General features: G+C 60.3%; 13 protein-coding genes and 1 rRNA gene. 9 read left to right on the top strand and 5 right to left on the bottom strand.

Annotation, left to right across the window (positions count from 1 at the left end; all coding sequences use genetic code 11):
• The first annotated feature begins 48 nt into the window (after positions 1-48).
• Entirely contained in the window at positions 49-2,028 is a 1,980-nt protein-coding gene (locus tag Q9290_RS13035) for an exoribonuclease II (protein WP_306080085.1), read from the top strand.
• Positions 2,029-2,131: 103 nt separating this feature from the next.
• Here Q9290_RS13035 and speB read toward each other — a convergent pair whose 3' ends face one another.
• Together speB and Q9290_RS13025 are read right to left on the bottom strand one after the other, a co-directional pair.
• Positions 2,132-3,097: an agmatinase gene (speB, locus tag Q9290_RS13030; RefSeq protein WP_306080084.1), complete on the bottom strand. Its 966-nt coding sequence runs from the start codon at positions 3,095-3,097 to the stop codon at positions 2,132-2,134.
• A 155-nt stretch (positions 3,098-3,252) separates the two neighbouring features.
• Positions 3,253-4,152, bottom strand: coding sequence for a LysR family transcriptional regulator (locus Q9290_RS13025; protein WP_306080083.1), 900 nt, complete (start codon positions 4,150-4,152; stop codon positions 3,253-3,255).
• A 155-nt stretch (positions 4,153-4,307) separates the two neighbouring features.
• On the opposite strand from Q9290_RS13025, the gene Q9290_RS13020 reads away from it, so the two are divergent.
• The 7 genes from Q9290_RS13020 to cysA all read left to right on the top strand — a co-directional run bounded on the left by Q9290_RS13020 (position 4,308) and on the right by cysA (position 11,328).
• Positions 4,308-5,324 carry a TRAP transporter substrate-binding protein gene (locus Q9290_RS13020; protein WP_306080082.1) on the top strand — a complete coding sequence of 339 codons (1,017 nt, stop codon included), beginning with the start codon at positions 4,308-4,310 and terminating at the stop codon, positions 5,322-5,324.
• Positions 5,325-5,382: 58 nt separating this feature from the next.
• On the top strand, positions 5,383-5,994 hold the full coding sequence (locus Q9290_RS13015; RefSeq protein ID WP_306080081.1) for a TRAP transporter small permease: 612 nt from the start codon (positions 5,383-5,385) through the stop codon (positions 5,992-5,994).
• The gene (locus Q9290_RS13010) at positions 5,991-7,271 is read left to right on the top strand and encodes a TRAP transporter large permease (RefSeq protein ID WP_306080080.1); all 1,281 of its coding nucleotides are present in this window, start codon (positions 5,991-5,993) and stop codon (positions 7,269-7,271) included. Before Q9290_RS13015 ends, Q9290_RS13010 begins: the two co-directional genes overlap by 4 nt.
• A gap of 270 nt (positions 7,272-7,541) precedes the next feature.
• Positions 7,542-8,546, top strand: coding sequence for a thiosulfate ABC transporter substrate-binding protein CysP (gene cysP / locus Q9290_RS13005; protein WP_306080078.1), 1,005 nt, complete (start codon positions 7,542-7,544; stop codon positions 8,544-8,546).
• 3 nt (positions 8,547-8,549) lie between these two features.
• Complete coding sequence (gene cysT / locus Q9290_RS13000; protein WP_306080077.1) at positions 8,550-9,392, top strand: sulfate/thiosulfate ABC transporter permease CysT; 843 nt, start codon at positions 8,550-8,552, stop codon at positions 9,390-9,392.
• Complete coding sequence (cysW, locus tag Q9290_RS12995) at positions 9,392-10,231, top strand: sulfate/thiosulfate ABC transporter permease CysW (RefSeq protein ID WP_306080076.1); 840 nt, start codon at positions 9,392-9,394, stop codon at positions 10,229-10,231. Before cysT ends, cysW begins: the two co-directional genes overlap by 1 nt.
• 5 nt (positions 10,232-10,236) lie before the next feature.
• Positions 10,237-11,328, top strand: coding sequence for a sulfate/thiosulfate ABC transporter ATP-binding protein CysA (gene cysA / locus Q9290_RS12990; RefSeq protein WP_306080075.1), 1,092 nt, complete (start codon positions 10,237-10,239; stop codon positions 11,326-11,328).
• 154 nt (positions 11,329-11,482) lie between these two features.
• Here the strand turns inward: cysA and cysM are convergent, their stop codons facing one another.
• On the bottom strand, positions 11,483-12,373 hold the full coding sequence (gene cysM / locus Q9290_RS12985) for a cysteine synthase CysM (RefSeq protein ID WP_306080074.1): 891 nt from the start codon (positions 12,371-12,373) through the stop codon (positions 11,483-11,485).
• A gap of 64 nt (positions 12,374-12,437) precedes the next feature.
• Positions 12,438-13,055: a LysE family translocator gene (locus Q9290_RS12980; protein ID WP_306080073.1), complete on the bottom strand. Its 618-nt coding sequence runs from the start codon at positions 13,053-13,055 to the stop codon at positions 12,438-12,440.
• A gap of 108 nt (positions 13,056-13,163) precedes the next feature.
• Between Q9290_RS12980 and Q9290_RS12975 the strand changes: the two genes are divergently transcribed.
• A complete protein-coding gene (locus tag Q9290_RS12975) occupies positions 13,164-15,827 on the top strand; it encodes a bifunctional acetate--CoA ligase family protein/GNAT family N-acetyltransferase (protein WP_306080072.1) in 2,664 nt (887 codons plus the stop codon).
• Positions 15,828-15,922: 95 nt separating this feature from the next.
• On the opposite strand, the gene rrf is transcribed toward Q9290_RS12975, so the two are convergent.
• A 5S ribosomal RNA gene (gene rrf, locus Q9290_RS12970) occupies positions 15,923-16,037 on the bottom strand.
• Position 16,038 lies beyond the last annotated feature (1 nt).

The following is a 16,038-nucleotide window of genomic DNA, read 5'->3' as shown; positions in this document are numbered from 1 at the left end:
GGGTAAATCCGTATAGTCAGGCCGATATTTCGACAGGTTCCCAAACACATGTTTCAAGACAATCCCCTGCTGGCCCAGCTCAAGCAACAAATCCGCGACACCCTTCCCACCAAGGAAGGCATGGTCAAAGGCACCTCCAAGGGCTTCGGCTTTCTCGAAGTCAGTGACAAGGAAAGCTATTTCATTCCGCCGCCGCACATGAAAAAGGTGATGCATGGCGATCACATCACCGCCGTGCTGCGCACCGAGAACGACAAGGAACTGGTAGAGCCCGAGACCCTGATCGAGCCCGGCCTGACCCGCTTTGTGGCCCGAGTGAAGTGGTTCCGTGACCGGCTCAACATTGTGCCCGATCACCCGCTGATGAAGGACGCCATCAAGGCCCGTACCATCAAGGGGATGAACGAAAAGAACCTGAAGGAAGGCGACTGGGTACTGGGTGAACTCAAGCGTCACGCCCTGAAAGACAACGGCTTTTTCGCCGAAGTGGTGGAAGTGATTGCCGGCGTGGACGATCCCATCGCCCCCTGGTGGGTGGTGCTGGCCCGCAACAAGCTGGCCAACGAGGCTCCCCAGGACCGGGAACAGTGGGAACTGCTGGAAGACACCCTGCCCCGCCAGAATCTCACCGAGGTGCCCTTTTTCACCATCGACAGCGAGTCCACCCAGGATATGGACGACGCCCTCAGCGTGAAAAAGCTGGAGAATGGCGGCTGGGAACTGACCGTGGCCATTGCCGATCCCACCGCCTACGTGGCCCACGACAGCGATCTGGACAAAATCGCCGCCGAGCGCGCCTTTACCGTATACCTGCCGGGTCGCAACATTCCCATGCTGCCGCGCACCCTGGCCGACGAGCTGTGCTCGCTGAAGGAAGGTGAAGACCGCCACGCCCTGTGCGCCCGCATTCATATCGATGCCGACGGCAAGGTGGCAGACGACGCCGAGTTCTTTGCCGCCCGCATTCGCTCCCACGCCCGCCTGGCCTACGACAAGGTCTCCGACTGGGTCGAAGGCACCGGCGACTGGCAGCCCGAGAGCGAGGTGATTGCCGAGCAGTTGCGCGAACTCACCGCCCTCACCAAGGCCCGCAACAACTGGCGCAGCACCCACGCCATCGTGTTCCCCGACCGTCCCGACTTCCGCTTTGAACTGGACGACGCCAGCAACGTGGTGGCCATTCACGCCGACCACCGCCGCATTGCCAACCAGATGGTGGAAGAATCAATGATCGCCGCCAACCTGGCCTGCGGCAACTGGCTGACCAAGCACTGCGGCACCGGTGTATTCAACGTGCATGCCGGCTTTGACGAAGAAAAACTGGCCCAGCTGCAGGAACTGCTGAAAGAGCACGAGGCCCCGGTGGATCCGGAGCGGCTGACCACCCTGGAAGGCTTCTGCGAACTGCGCCGCTGGCTGGACGCCCGCGACACCAGCTACCTGGACAACCGGGTACGCCGCTTCCAGTCTTACGCCGCCATGAGCGTGACCCCGGGCGAGCACTACGGCCTGGGCCTGGACGCCTACGCCACCTGGACCTCGCCCATTCGTAAATACGGCGACATCATCAACCACCGGCTTATCAAGGCCATTCTGGCCGAGAAGGCCCACGACGCCCACGCCCCCAACGCCGAGCTGGCGGTACACCTGTCGGAGCAGCGCCGCATGCACCGCCGTGCCGAACGCGACATCGCCGACTGGCTGTATGTGCGCTACCTGCAGCCGGCGGTGGCCAATGGTCACGCCTTTGACGCCGAAATCATCGACATCGGCCGGGGCGGCGTGAAGCTGCGCCTGCAGGAAAACGGCGCCGTGGTGTTTATGCCTTCTTCCCTGATCCTGCCCAACCGGGATCGGCTGGAATGCAGCTGGGACGACGGCAAGGTCTACCTCGACAAGCAGCCGGTATACGAGCTGGGCCAGCACATTCAGGTGATCCTGACCGAGGCCATTGAGGACACCCGCTCCCTGATCGCCAAACCGGCCATTCCGCTGGTACCGGAAAAGCAGGAAAAGTCTGCTTCCTGATGAGTAAACCGCTGAATTGAAAAAGGCCTGCGAATGCAGGCCTTTTTGTTGCTTGTTCCGCTTACGGGCCGAGGGGAAACACCCACCCGCCGAATAATTTACCCTAACGCTGCTCCCGCAGTCGGCGGCCATGGAAGACATAGCCGAGCAGGTTCAGCAGCACCTGGGCCGCCAGCACACTGGTGGTGCCGGTATGATCGTAATCGGGCGCCACTTCGCACAGATCTATCCCTACCACGTCGCCGGAGAAGGCCACACCCTGCAGGATTTCCATGACTTCGTAATAGGTAAAGCCGCCATGGCTTGGCGTCCCGGTGCCCGGAGCGATGGAGGGGTCAAAACCGTCAATATCGATGGTGATGTAATAATTCACCCCTTTGGGGATCAGATCCAGTACGCCCTGTACCCCCAATCGGCGCACGTCCCGCACCGACAGTATGGTCGAGCCCGCGTCCTGCGCCGCCTTGTGGTCGGCCCGGTTGGATGAAGACACGTTGCGAATGCCAAGCTGGGTCATGCCGGTAATAAAGGGCTGCTCCACCGCCCGGCGCATGGGGTTGCCATGGCCAAACCGCACGCCGTGACGCTCGTCAACAAAGTCGAGGTGAGCATCAATCTGAATGATATGAATGGGGCCGCGCCCTTCAAAGGCACGAATACAAGGGGCGTTGACCGAGTGATCCCCGCCCACGGTGACCGGCAGGGCACCGGATTCGAGGATCTTGCGCACGCCGTATTCAATGTTGGCATGGCTCTTTTCGGTATTGGTATGCACCATGTCGGCATCGCCAATATCCACGATTTTTACCCCTTCCAGGTACATGGTGTCTTCTTCATAGCTATAGGCGCCACCATGGCCGAAGGAAAACAGGGTGGACGCTTCCCGCACGGCACGGGGCCCCATGCGTGCACCGGAGCGCCACTGGGTACCGCAATCAAAGGGGGCGCCCAGAAACGCCACATCCGCCTTCAGGTTATCCCAGTCTTCACAGATGGGACTTTTGGCAAAGGTACAAAATCCGACGAAGGGCAGATTAAGGCGTCCCTTCTCATAGCTGTTTTCACTCATGCTCCGTCTCCTCGCTGGTGCCGCCCGGATTGGGCCGGCAACATAACTTCCCGGTCAAAAAACAATCTATTTCATTCCGCCAGCGAGTATGACAAAGCCATTTTCATCAAAAAATATAAATTTTAATATGCTCACTTTATATAAAATAAAGTAAATCACCGCCCGCCAACCCGCAGTCCCAGGCTGCTGACCAGGTCGTCCACGAACACCCGGACTACTTCCTGGGGTGCCGGCGTGGCCCGCATCGCCAGACAGAATTCGGAATGCCAGCGCAGCTCGGGCAACGCCAGTTCCTTCATTTCACCACTGGCCACCCAGGAGGCAGCAAAGTGTACCGGCAGAAAGCCGAGAAACCGGCCACTACGGATCAGCATGGCCTGGGCTTCCATATTGGAGACAAACGCCGCACCCAAATACGGCCGTATCAGGGGTATTTCTGCCTGCTGCACATAAGTCCGGCTGGAAATGGGGTAACTGCCCACCCGCTCCAGCGACAGCTCGGTTGGCTCCACCCCGTATAACGGATGGCGCCGGCCGCAGTAAAAGCGGTGTTCCTCGGTATACAGGGGTTGATAGTTCAGCGCCGGATGCCGCTTCTGAAAGGGCCCCACGGCCAGGTGCAGATTGCCATTGAGCAGTTCACGCTCCAGCTCTTCCGGCGGCAGCACCGCCAGCCGCAAGGACACCTGGCTGCTGCGCTCAAAAAACCGGTGAATAGCATCGGGTATGGGTACCTCGGTATTGGTGATGGTGTTGTCCACCAGGCCCACTCTCAGGGTACCGGTCAGCATATTGCGCAACGAGCCCAGCTCCGCCTCCAGATCCGAAAAACTGTTAAGCATTTCCCGGCATCGCCGGTATACCACCTCGCCCTTTTCCGTCAGGCCAAAGCCACTGCGTCCCCGGTGACAGATCGAAAACCCCAGCCGCACCTCGAAGTCGCGAATATGGGTACTGATCGCGGGCTGGCTCATGCCCAGCACCGACTCGGCGCCCACAAAACCGCCGTACTCGACCACGGCACAAAACGTCTGCATATGCTTTATCGAATACATCGGATTCCGCTCCGGAGTTACATTAAATTTTTGCAAGTATACATATTAAAAATCATATTTTTGGATAAATATCCATCTGCAATACTGGCCCCGAGTAGAACGGAATCACCTTCGGCCTTAAAGGCCGGACTCACCCAGTAGCAGGAGATGATGCTATGAAAGCAACAAAAACGACCCTTCATACCCTGGCCCTGAGCACCCTGCTCACCCTGGCACCCGCCCTGGTACAGGCCGAAGAGTGGAAGTTCGCCATTGAAGAGATTCCCGGCTCCATCATGGATGCCTACGCCCAGGAATTTAAAAAACGCATAGAGGCCCAGACTCAGGGCGATGTCAGTGTGCGCATTTACCATCTTGGCTCGCTCGGCACCCCCACCGAACTGGTGGAGCTGGCGGCCGATGGCATCATCCAGTTCACCAACGTGTCGGTGGGCAACCTGGGCACCATAGTGCCCGAGTCGCAAATCTTCCTGCTGCCCTATGCCTTCCCGTCCGACTCCGCCGCCATGGCCAACTTTCTCGACAGCAGCCCGCTTATTCATCAGGAACTGTCTCAGGACTATCGGCAGCGCGGACTGGAGCCGCTCAGCTTTTATTCCCAGGGGCCTCAGGTATGGACCACCAACAAGCCCATCCGCACTCCCGACGACTTCCACAACTTCAAGATGCGGGTCATGGTGTCGCCCATTCTGCTGAAATCCTATGCCGATCTCGGCGCCAGCCCCACTCCGGTACCCTTTGGCGAAGTCTATGGTGCTCTGCAGCTCAAGCAGGTGGATGGTCAGGTCAATCCCATTCCGGCCATTGAAGAAATGAAGTTCTACGAAGTAACCGACTACCTGATCTGGGCCGGCGAGCAGGAGCTGGTGACCAATGTGCTGGCAGGCAGCGACTGGTTCGACTCCCTCCGTCCCGAACGCCAGCAGTTGGTTAAACAGACCATGGCCGGTTTGCAGGGCTACATTCAGAACGTCGTAACCAGCTACAACCAGGAAAAGCTGGAGCGTATTCAACAAGCCAAACCCGGCATTGAGCTGATCAGGCTGACCGAGGCAGAACGCGCCTCCTTCAAGGCCCGCACCGGCCATACCCATGAGGCTTACACAGAGATCACCGGTCAACGCGGCCAACAGTTACTTGAACAACTGCAGGCAGAGCTGACCACGCTCTGATCCCCCCTACCGCCCTGAAAAGGGCGGTTTTGCCTTGTGCCAGTACGAGATCAACCCTATGTCACGCATTACCACGCTGCTCAAACCCCTGGACCGGCTGACAGAAAAAGCCGAGGCCCTTCTCCTGGCCGGCGCTATCCTGATCATGGCGGTGAATACCATCGCCAACGTGTTCGGGCGTTACGTGTTTTCCCAAAGCCTGTATTTCACCGAGGAATTGAACGAATTCCTTATCGTCGCCATCACCTTTGTCGGCCTGGGCTACATCACCCGCAAGGGGCGCCACATCAGAATGTCAGCCATCTATGACGCCATGTCGCCGCTGGCACGCAAGGCCACCATGATCATCATCGCCCTGTGCAGCGCCATCATCATGTTTATGCTGGCATGGTATGCCTACGGCTATGTAGAGCGCCTGGCCTCCCGCGGCCGGGTCACGCCGGCCCTGCAAATCCCCCTCTATCTCACCTATGTCTGGGTGGTCGCCGGGTTCGCCCTGGCCGGGCTGCAGTATGTGCTGACCATCATCAAAAACCTGAACGGCGACAGCCAGGTCTATCTGTCACTGACAGTTATCGACGAATACCAGGATCCGGAGCTGGAACAGTTGCAGCAACAAATCAAGCCTTCCTCCCGCCCTGCCCGCTTTGAGAAGGAACTCCAATCATGACGTTGATGATGCTGAGCATAATGCTGCTGTTGCTGCTGGCCGGGTTTCCCATGATGATGCCGCTGCTGGTGGCGGCGGTGATGGCGTTGCTGGTCTACCTGCCGGATCTGAACCCCCATGTGCTGGTCCAGCAGATGATCGGCGGGGTCAAGCCAGGGGCACTGATCGCCGTGCCCCTGTTCATCCTGGCCGCCGACATCATTACTCGGGGGCATTCCGCCGACCGGCTGGTGGATGTGGTGATGCGCTTTATGGGCCACCTGCGTGGCGGCATGGCCATTTCCGTCACCTCTGCCTGCGCACTGTTTGGCGCCGTGTGCGGCTCCACTCAGGCCACCGTGGTCGCCGTTGGTGGTGCCATGCGTCCACGCATGCTCAAGGCCGGCTACAACGACAACTTCACCATGGGGTTGATCGTCAATGCCGCCGACCTGGCCTACCTGATCCCGCCGTCCATCGGCATGATCATCTACGGCGTGATTTCCGGTACCTCCATTTCGGCCCTGTTCCTGGCCGGTATTGGCCCCGGACTGCTGGTTATCTCCCTGTTCAGCCTGTACTGCGTCTGGTATGCCTATCGTCACCAGATCCCGGTGGAGCCCAGAGCCAGCTGGCGTGAACGTCTGATTGCACTGCAACGCGCCACCTGGCCCATCGGTTTTCCGGTCATCGTGGTGGGCGGCATTTACGGCGGAATCTTCAGCCCCACCGAATCGGCAGCCATCTGCGTGCTGTATGCCCTGATCCTGGAATTACTGGTGTTCCGCTCAATCACCACCAAGGATATTTACGACATTGCCCTGTCTACCGGGGCCATCACTGCCGTGGTGTTCGTCCTGGTCGCCGCCGGGGCCGCATTTTCATGGATTTTGTCGTTTGCCCAGATTCCCCAGCAACTCATTGCCGCTCTTGGACTGGAGCAGGCCGGGCCACTCACCGTGCTGCTGGCCATCAATATCGCCTTTTTCCTCGGCTGCATGTTTGTGGACTCGATTGTGGTCATTCTGATCATGGTGCCCATCTTCGCCCCGCTTATCGCCAGCAGCGGGCTGAACCCGGTGCTGGTCGGGGTATTGATCACCCTGCAGGTGGCCATTGGCGCCGCCACACCCCCCTTTGGCTGTAACATCTTTACCGCCGTGGCCATTTTCCAGCGGCCCTTTATCGAGGTGGTTCGCGGCGTGCCCGTGTTCCTGCTGCTGCTGTTGCTGGTCACCGCCTTGCTGATCCCCTTCCCGCAAATCGCTCTGTTCCTGCCAGAGCTGGCGGCCGGCTGACCGGAGGTCATAAAAGACCTCTTCTTGGTCGGAGGGATGGGTTATCGCGGGAAGAGACAGCGGAAACAGAGGAAAGGCTGGGTCATCGACACGGCCAAACGGGGCAGAAACCCGAAGATTTGGTTATCTACGGCCTATCAACGAGGGTTTTTTGTTACATATATCCACTCTTGCTTACATATTCCAAAAGCAACTATTAAATTTAGTTTAAATATTAATTGGGCATATTAGACTCGAACGAACACTCAATTTCCTGTTCGGAGCTGAATCATGCGTCCATCCCTTCTGGCTTCCCTGTTGTTTGCCGCCGGCCTGAGTGCCACCCTGCCGCTGCAGGCCAAGGAGCTGCTGAACAGCAGCTACGATATCGCCCGCGAGCTGTTTGCCGACATCAACCCTGTGTTTGTGCAGCACTGGCAGGAGCAAACCGGTGAAACCCTGGAGATCAAGCAGTCTCATGCCGGCTCATCCCGCCAGGCTCAGGCCATTTTGCAGGGTCTGCGCGCCGATGTGGTGACCTATAACCAGACCACAGACGTGGACGTACTGCATCAGAAGGGCAAGCTGATCCCCGAAGACTGGAAGGCGCGCCTGCCCAATGACAGCTCCCCCTATTACTCCACCATGGCGTTTCTGGTGCGCAAGGACAATCCCAAGCAGGTGCAGGGCTGGGACGATCTGACCCGGAAAGACGTACAGCTGGTGTTCCCCAACCCCAAAACCTCCGGCAACGGCCGTTACACCTATCTGGCCGCCTGGGGCGCCGCTCACCAGGCCTTTGATGGCGACGACGCCAAGATTCGCGAACACATGGGCAAGCTGGTGAAGCAGGTGGCGGTGTTCGACACCGGCGGTCGGGGTGCCACCACCACCTTTGTGGACCGCGGCATTGGCGATGTGCTGATCACTTTTGAATCGGAAGTGAACAACATCATTGCCCAGTATCCGGATCAGCAGTTTGAACGGGTGGTACCGCCGGTTGACGTGCTGGCCGAGTTTCCGGTGACCTGGATTGACCGCAACGTGAAGCGCAACGACACCGCCGATGCCGCCAGGGCCTATTTGGAGTTCCTGTATACCCCCGAGGCCCAGCGTATTCTGGCCAGCTACAACTACCGGGTGCATAACGAGGCCGTAGCCGCCGAGGTTGCCGAGCAGTTCCCGGCCACCGAGCTGTTCACCGTGGAAGACATCTTTGGCGGCTGGGAGCAGGCCATGAAGGATCACTTTGCTAACGGCGGCAGCCTGGATCAGCTGCAGGCCGAGGCCCGCTAAGTCATGGCGGCGTTGCTGGGTGCTTCAAAGCGGGTGCTGCCGGGCTTTACCCTGAGTCTGGGTACCAGCCTGCTGTTCGTCAGCCTGATCATTCTGCTGCCGCTCACCGGTCTGGTGATCAACACCAGCCAGATGGGCTGGGAAGAATACTGGCAGGTGGTGACCGATCCGCGAGTGGTGGCCACCTACAAGGTGACCCTCAGTGCCGCCGCCGTGGCCAGCCTGTTTAACATGGCCTTTGGCCTGCTGATGGCCTGGATCCTCACCCGCTACCGCTTTCCCGGCCGGGCCCTGCTCGACGGTCTGATGGACCTGCCCTTTGCCCTGCCCACCGCCGTGGCGGGCCTGACTCTGGCCTCGCTGTTTGCCACCAATGGCTGGTATGGTGCCTGGCTGGCGGAGCTGGGCATCAAGGTGTCCTACACCTGGGTGGGCATAGTGGTGGCCATGGTGTTTACCAGCGTGCCCTTTGTGGTGCGCACCGTGCAGCCGGTGCTGGAAGATCTGGGCCCCGAGTATGAAGAAGCCGCCGCCACCCTGGGGGCCAGCCCCTGGCAAGCTTTTACTCGAGTGGTGCTGCCCGAGCTGCGGCCGGCGCTGTTTACCGGCACGGCGCTGTCGTTTACCCGCAGTCTGGGGGAGTTTGGCGCCGTGATCTTTATTGCCGGCAACATGCCCTGGCAGACCGAGATCACCTCGCTGATGATTTTCATTCGGTTGCAGGAGTTCGATTACGCCGCCGCCAGTGCCATTGCCAGCCTGGTGTTGCTGGCCTCGTTCGTGCTGCTGTTTGCCATCAATATGCTGCAGGGCCGCTTTATGCGCCGCATACGAGGTAACGCCTGATGGAACAGACCCTCACCCTTAAAGCGTCCCGCCCCTGGGGTCGCTGGCTGCTGATTGGCACCGGCGTGGTGCTGACCCTGCTGGTGCTGGTGGTGCCGATGCTGGCCATTTTTGCCGGCGCCCTGGCCGCCGGTGTGGGTGGCGTGATCGACAACCTGGCCGAGCCCGACATGCTGCACGCCATTGGCCTGACCCTGATGGTGGCGGCCATTACCGTGCCCATCAACCTGGTGTTTGGCACCCTGCTGGCCTGGCTGGTCACCCGTTTTCGCTTTCCCGGCCGCCAGTTGCTGCTGACCCTGATGGACGTGCCCTTTGCGGTGTCGCCGGTGGTGGCCGGCCTGCTCTACCTGCTGATGTACGGTGTCAACGGCCCGGTGGGCGGCTGGCTCGACGGCCACGATATGCAGCTGATGTTCGCCTGGCCCGGCATTGTGATGGTCACCGTGTTCGTGACCTGCCCCTTTGTGGTGCGCGAGCTGGTGCCGCTGATGAGCAGCCAGGGCACAGACTCGGAAGAAGCCGCCGTGCTGCTGGGCGCCAGTGGCTGGCAGTTGTTTCGCCGGGTCACCCTGCCCAACATTCGCTGGGCGCTGCTCTATGGGGTGATCCTCACCAACGCCCGGGCGGTGGGCGAGTTTGGCGCCGTATCGGTGGTGTCTGGCGGCATTCGCGGCGAAACCAACACCCTGCCGCTGCATGTGGAGCTGCTGCATCAGGACTACAACGCCGTCGGCGCCTTTACCGCCGCCGCCCTGCTGACCCTGATGGCAGTGGTCACCCTGATGATCAAATCTTACCTCGAGTGGCGTCTGCACAGCGCCAGTGAACAGGAGTAACCGGCATGAGCATTCGCATTGACGGCATTCAGAAATCCTTTGGCAAGACTCAGGTGCTGCACGACATCAGCCTGGATCTGCCCAGCGGCCAGCTGGTGGGGCTGCTGGGGCCGTCAGGCTCGGGCAAGACCACGCTGCTGCGCATTATTGCCGGGCTGGAGCAGGCCAATGCCGGCCGCATTCACTTCAACGGCGCCGAAGTCACCGGTCTGCACGCCCGGGATCGCAAGGTGGGCTTTGTGTTTCAGCATTACGCCCTGTTCCGCCACATGACGGTGTTCGACAACATCGCCTTTGGCCTGACCATTAAACCCAGAAAAGAACGCCCGTCCGCCGCCGAGATCAAAACCCGGGTGGGCAAGCTGCTGGAAATGATCCAGCTGTCGCACCTGGCCGACCGCTTTCCGTCCCAGCTGTCCGGCGGCCAACGCCAGCGGGTGGCCCTGGCGCGGGCACTGGCGGTGGAGCCACGGGTGCTGCTGCTGGACGAGCCCTTTGGCGCGCTCGATGCACAGGTGCGCAAGGATCTACGCCGCTGGCTGCGCCGGCTGCACGACGATCTGCACTTTACCAGCGTGTTTGTGACTCACGATCAGGAAGAAGCGCTGGATGTGTCGGATCAGGTGGTGGTGATGAGCCAGGGCCGCATCGAACAGATTGGCAGCCCCAACACCGTCTGGCAGCAGCCGGCCAGCCGCTTTGTGCTGGAGTTTCTGGGTGAGGTGGCGAAAATTGACGGCAAGCTGGCGGGTGGCCGTTTTCGCGTGGGCGAGCATGGCCTGGCACTGCCGGCGGCGGCCCGGCACAGCGGCGCTGCCAGCTGGTATCTGCGCCCTCACGAGATCAGTCTGCAGAGCGAGGCCAACGCTGACCATCCGCTGCCGGTACGGGTCACCGACGTGAACCCCCGTGGTGCCATGGTGCATCTGGAGCTGGAGCCCGCCGACTGGCCGGGCCAGCTGCTGGAAGCCGAACTGCCCCGGCATCAGCTGAGTAATTTGGCGCGAGGCCAGACCCTGTATCTGGGAGGGGACAACGGCCGCCTGTACGCCGGTGAACAGGAACTGAGCGAGACCGGGCTGGCGTTAACGGCCTGAAACACAGCTGGAAGCCGGAAGCTAGAAGAAAGGCCGCAAATGCGGCCTTTTTGGTATTCACAGCGTGATTTTCATGTTTAATTGCTGCATATTCCAAAAACAATATCGGGCGGCTTCGCGCTTTCAGCTTCAAGCTTCAAGCTTCCAGCTGCAGTTATCCGTTAAACACGCCCGATGACAGGTAGCGATCGCCCCGGTCGCAGATAATGGCCACGATCACGGCGTTATCCTCCTGCTCGGCCAGCTTGAGCGCGCCGGCCACGGCACCGCCGGAGCTGACCCCGCAGAAAATGCCTTCTTCCCGCGCCAGGCGCAGCATGGTATCCACCGCCTCGGCTTCGCTGATATCCAGTACTGCATCCACCCGGCTCTTGTCAAAGATGCCCGGCAGATAAGCCTCGGGCCAGCGCCGAATACCCGGAATATGGCTGCCCTCGCAGGGCTGCAGACCCACAATCTGCACCTCCGGGCTCTGTTCCTTGAGGTATTGGGAAACCCCCATAATGGTGCCGGTGGTGCCCATGCTGGACACAAAGTGGGTGATACGGCCTTCGGTTTGTTGCCAGATCTCGGGGCCGGTAGAGAGCAGGTGGGCCTCGGGGTTGTCGGGGTTATTGAACTGATCGAGGATCACGCCCTGGCCCTCGGCGGCCATGTTTTCCGCCAGATCCCGGGCGCCTTCCATGCCGGCTTCCTTGCTGACCAGGATCAGCTCGGCACCATAGGCCCGCATCGAGGCCTTGCGCTCCTCGGTGGAATTGTCGGGCATGATCAGCACCATTTTGTAGCCCTTGATGGCGGCGGCCATGGCCAGGGCGATGCCGGTGTTGCCGCTGGTGGCTTCAATCAGGGTGTCACCCGGTTGAATGGTGCCGCGCAGCTCGGCCTGCCGAATCATGTTCAGGGCGGGTCTGTCTTTTACCGAGCCGGCCGGGTTGTTGCCTTCCAGCTTGACCAGCACTCGACTGTTGGTATGGCTGGCCATGCGCTGCAGGCGCACCAGCGGGGTGTTGCCGACAAAATCCTCTATGGTCGGAAATGACATGGGTAATCCTTGCGTGCTTGTAACTGGCTCCAGTTTACCCGATGCCACCGGCGGCCTCGACCGCTTATTGCTGTACCAGCGCCAGGCGCGCACCCAGGGCCATCATCAGCCCACCGGAGATCCGGCCCAGGTAAACGGAAAAACGCTCACGGCCGGCCAGACTGCGCTGCAGCCGCTGGCCCAGCAGGCCATAGGCGCCATTACACAGGGTGGCGGTCAGGGTAAAGACCAGCCCCAGCTGCAGCAACTGCAGCGGCACAGCGCCCCCGTCATTGGTCACGAACTGGGGTAAAAAGGCGAGGAAAAACAGCGCGACTTTTGGGTTGAGCAGGCCTACGGTGAGCCCCTGGCGGAAAATACGCCAGCCGCTCTGCGCGCCGGCCGCCGCCGGTAACGCCAGCCGGCTGGCATGGCGCAGGCTGGTCCAACCCAGATAAAGCAGATAGACGGCGCCCGCGTACTTGATCAGGGTAAAGGCGGTGGCCGACTGCAGCACCAGTGCCGACAGCCCCACCACCGCCAGCAGGGTATGCCCCAGGTAAGACATCCCCAGACCCAGCGCCGCCAGCATGCCGGCCCGACGCCGGCCTCCCAGGGCCTGGGAAAGAATAAAAAAGATATCGGGCCCGGGCGTCAGATTCAGAGCCAGACAGGCGGGAATAAACAACAACCAGATTTCCATCACAGTCTCCGGTCAGGCTTTGTTGGCGGTCAACACAAAAGAAGTCACAGGCTGATAATATGCTTTAAATACCTTTATTGCGCCACAGATCGTATTTGAGGAGACGTTATGCCGCAGCAAGGACTCGATGCCCTGTTCAGGCCCGCCAGCATTGCCGTGATCGGTGCCTCGCACCGGGACAACGGCGCCGGCAAGCTGGTGATGAAAAACCTGCTGGCCGGCAATTTCAGCGGCCCGGTGATGCCGGTCAACCCCAAATACGAGGCGGTGGCCGGTGTCATGGCTTACCCCGACATCGCCAGTCTGCCCCGAGTGCCGGATCTGGCCATTATCTGCACGCCAGCCGACAAAAACCTGGCCATTATCGAGCAACTGGGCCAAAAGGGCTGTAAAGCGGCCATTATTCTTGCCGCCGGCACCAGCAACGACCAGCTTGAGCAAATGAAGGCCAGTGCCCGGGAGCATCGCATGCGTCTGCTGGGCCCCAACAGCATGGGGGTAATACTGCCTCACCTGGGCCTGAATGTAAGTTTTGCGCCGTTTCCGGCCAAACCGGGCCGAATTGCCTTTGTATCGCAATCTTCCGCCGTGTGCGCCACCATTCTCGACTGGGCCCGGCACAATGACATTGGCTTCTCTCACTTCATCTCGCTGGGAGACGCCTGCGACATCGACTTTGCCCAGTTGCTTGACTACCTGGCCCGAGACCGGCACACCAGCTCCATTCTGCTGTATATGGACGCGGTGCAGAATGCGCGCACCTTTATGTCGGCGGCCCGGGCGGCATCCCGCAACAAGGCAGTGCTGGTGGTAAAAAGTGGCAAAACCCGCATCGGCGCCCAGCTGGGCCATATTCACACCGGGGGTGACGTGGGCATGGACGCCTCTTACGACGCCGCCATTCGCCGGGCCGGCATGCTGCGAGTGCGCGACACCCACGATCTGTTTGCGGCGGTGGAAACCCTCAACCACACTCACACCCTGCGTGGCGAGCGGCTGGTGGTGCTCACCAATGGCGCCGGCCCGGCCATTAACGCCATCGACACCCTGCTGGCCCGGGGCGGCAAGCTGGCCAGCCTTACCGACACAACCCGTACGGCACTGGACCGGGTGCTGCCACCGTCCTGGTCGCGCATCAACCCTATCGACATTGTCGGTGACGCCCCGGTAGAGCGCTATGTAGCCAGCCTGCGGGTGCTGCTCGACAGCGACGACTTTGATGCCATTCTGATCATGCATGCCCCCTCGGCCACGGTGAACAGTACGCGGGTGGCCAAAGAGTTGATTGAGGTGATTAAGAGTCATCCCAGGGCCAAACGCTTTAACATTCTGACCAACTGGTCCGGGGAAACCAGTGCCTTTGACGCCCGGCGCTGCTTTACCGAGGCCGGCATTCCTACCTACCGCACACCGGAAAGCGCTGCCGGCGCCTTTATGCACATGGTGGAATACCGCCGTAACCAGAAACAGCTGATGGAAACGCCCGAATCCATCTCGGACATGCCCAACGATGGCGAAACCGTACGTGAGCTGATCGGCCAGGCCTTTGAGGAAGGGCTGAACCAGCTCGACACCCACGAAGTGAGCCGGCTGATGGCCGCCTACGGTATTCAGACCCTGCCCACCTGGATTGCCACCGACGGCACTGAAGCGGCCCATATCGCAGAGCAGATCGGCTATCCTGTGGCGATCAAGCTGCGATCTCCAGACATTGTGCATAAATCGGAAGTCTCCGGGGTGGTGCTGAACCTACGTTCGGCAGCGGAAGTGGCCCAGGCCGCCGATGCCCTGCTCGACCGGGTGCGGCATACCTACCCCAGCGCCCGTATTCACGGCCTTATGGTACAGCGCATGGCCCGCCGGGCCGGCTCCCAGGAACTCCATATCGCAGTGCGCTCCGATCCGGTATTTGGTCCCGTGATCCTGCTGGGGGACGGCGGTGTGGATCTGGAAGGGGAAGAACAGGCCGCGGTGGCACTGCCGCCACTGAATATGACCCTGGCCCGCTACCTGGTAATCCAGGCGCTCAAAAGCGGCAAGGTGCGCGCCAACCGCTCCCAGCACCCTCTGGATATGATGGCGGTATGCCGGGTGCTGACCCAGGTATCCCATCTGATCATCGACCACCCGGAAATCGTCAGCCTGGATATTCATCCGCTACTGGCCACCGGCAGCGAGCTGGTGGCCCTGGACGTCAGTATGAAACTGGCTCCCTTTAAGGGAGATGGTCAGGCCCGGCTGGCCATTCGCCCATACCCGAGAGAGTGGGAGGAGCACACTCTTCTTAAAGACGGTACTCCCGTCACTCTGAGGCCCATACTGCCCGAAGACGAGCCCGCCCATCAGGACTTTGTCAGCCATGTAACGGATGAAGATCGCTACAAGCGTTTCTTTGCCGATGTGGTGATCGGACATGAAGAGCTGGCTCACATGACCCAGATCGATTACGACCGGGAAATGGCCTTTGTGGCGGTGGCAGCAGACGGCAACATTCTGGGTGTCGTGCGGGCCATGTCGGATCCCGACAACGAGGATGCCGAATTCGCGGTGCTGGTACGCTCGGATCTCAAGGGCGTGGGCCTGGGCCGCATGCTGATGGAGAAGATCATTCGCTACGGCCGGCAACGGGGCCTGAACAGCCTGAGCGGCATTACCATGCCATCGAACCGGGGCATGGTGAACCTGGCCCGCAAGCTCGGTTTTAAAACCAGGATGCAAATGGAAGACGGTATTGTCGAGCTCAAACTGCTGCTGGATCATGAGCCGCAATAAAGAGGCATGTGCCCCGTGAAAACGGGGCCTGTTGTTTTGAAATGCAGAAACGAAAAAAGCCCGATACAAACGTATCGGGCTTTTCGGTATTGGGTGCCTGGCAGTGACCTACTTTCACATGGCAGCTGCCACACTATCATCGGCGCGGTTGCGTTTCACTGCTGAGTTCGGCATGGAATCAGGTGGTTCCACAACGCTATGGCCGCCAGGC

Source organism: Oceanimonas aquatica, from assembly GCF_030732065.1.
Taxonomy (GTDB): Bacteria; Pseudomonadota; Gammaproteobacteria; order Enterobacterales; family Aeromonadaceae; genus Oceanimonas.
Note: the sequence above shows the minus strand (reverse complement) of the source record. Positions and strands in the feature narration are given on the sequence as shown.

What these genes read in the sequence shown, in the direction of transcription:
- Q9290_RS13035 (WP_306080085.1), top strand. Translation starts at nt 49, where the DNA reads ATGTTTCAAGACAATCCCCTGCTGGCCCAGCTCAAGCAACAAATCCGC.
- speB (WP_306080084.1), bottom strand. Translation starts at nt 3,097, where the DNA reads ATGAGTGAAAACAGCTATGAGAAGGGACGCCTTAATCTGCCCTTCGTC.
- Q9290_RS13025 (WP_306080083.1), bottom strand. Translation starts at nt 4,152, where the DNA reads ATGTATTCGATAAAGCATATGCAGACGTTTTGTGCCGTGGTCGAGTAC.
- Q9290_RS13020 (WP_306080082.1), top strand. Translation starts at nt 4,308, where the DNA reads ATGAAAGCAACAAAAACGACCCTTCATACCCTGGCCCTGAGCACCCTG.
- Q9290_RS13015 (WP_306080081.1), top strand. Translation starts at nt 5,383, where the DNA reads ATGTCACGCATTACCACGCTGCTCAAACCCCTGGACCGGCTGACAGAA.
- Q9290_RS13010 (WP_306080080.1), top strand. Translation starts at nt 5,991, where the DNA reads ATGACGTTGATGATGCTGAGCATAATGCTGCTGTTGCTGCTGGCCGGG.
- cysP (WP_306080078.1), top strand. Translation starts at nt 7,542, where the DNA reads ATGCGTCCATCCCTTCTGGCTTCCCTGTTGTTTGCCGCCGGCCTGAGT.
- cysT (WP_306080077.1), top strand. Translation starts at nt 8,550, where the DNA reads ATGGCGGCGTTGCTGGGTGCTTCAAAGCGGGTGCTGCCGGGCTTTACC.
- cysW (WP_306080076.1), top strand. Translation starts at nt 9,392, where the DNA reads ATGGAACAGACCCTCACCCTTAAAGCGTCCCGCCCCTGGGGTCGCTGG.
- cysA (WP_306080075.1), top strand. Translation starts at nt 10,237, where the DNA reads ATGAGCATTCGCATTGACGGCATTCAGAAATCCTTTGGCAAGACTCAG.
- cysM (WP_306080074.1), bottom strand. Translation starts at nt 12,373, where the DNA reads ATGTCATTTCCGACCATAGAGGATTTTGTCGGCAACACCCCGCTGGTG.
- Q9290_RS12980 (WP_306080073.1), bottom strand. Translation starts at nt 13,055, where the DNA reads ATGGAAATCTGGTTGTTGTTTATTCCCGCCTGTCTGGCTCTGAATCTG.
- Q9290_RS12975 (WP_306080072.1), top strand. Translation starts at nt 13,164, where the DNA reads ATGCCGCAGCAAGGACTCGATGCCCTGTTCAGGCCCGCCAGCATTGCC.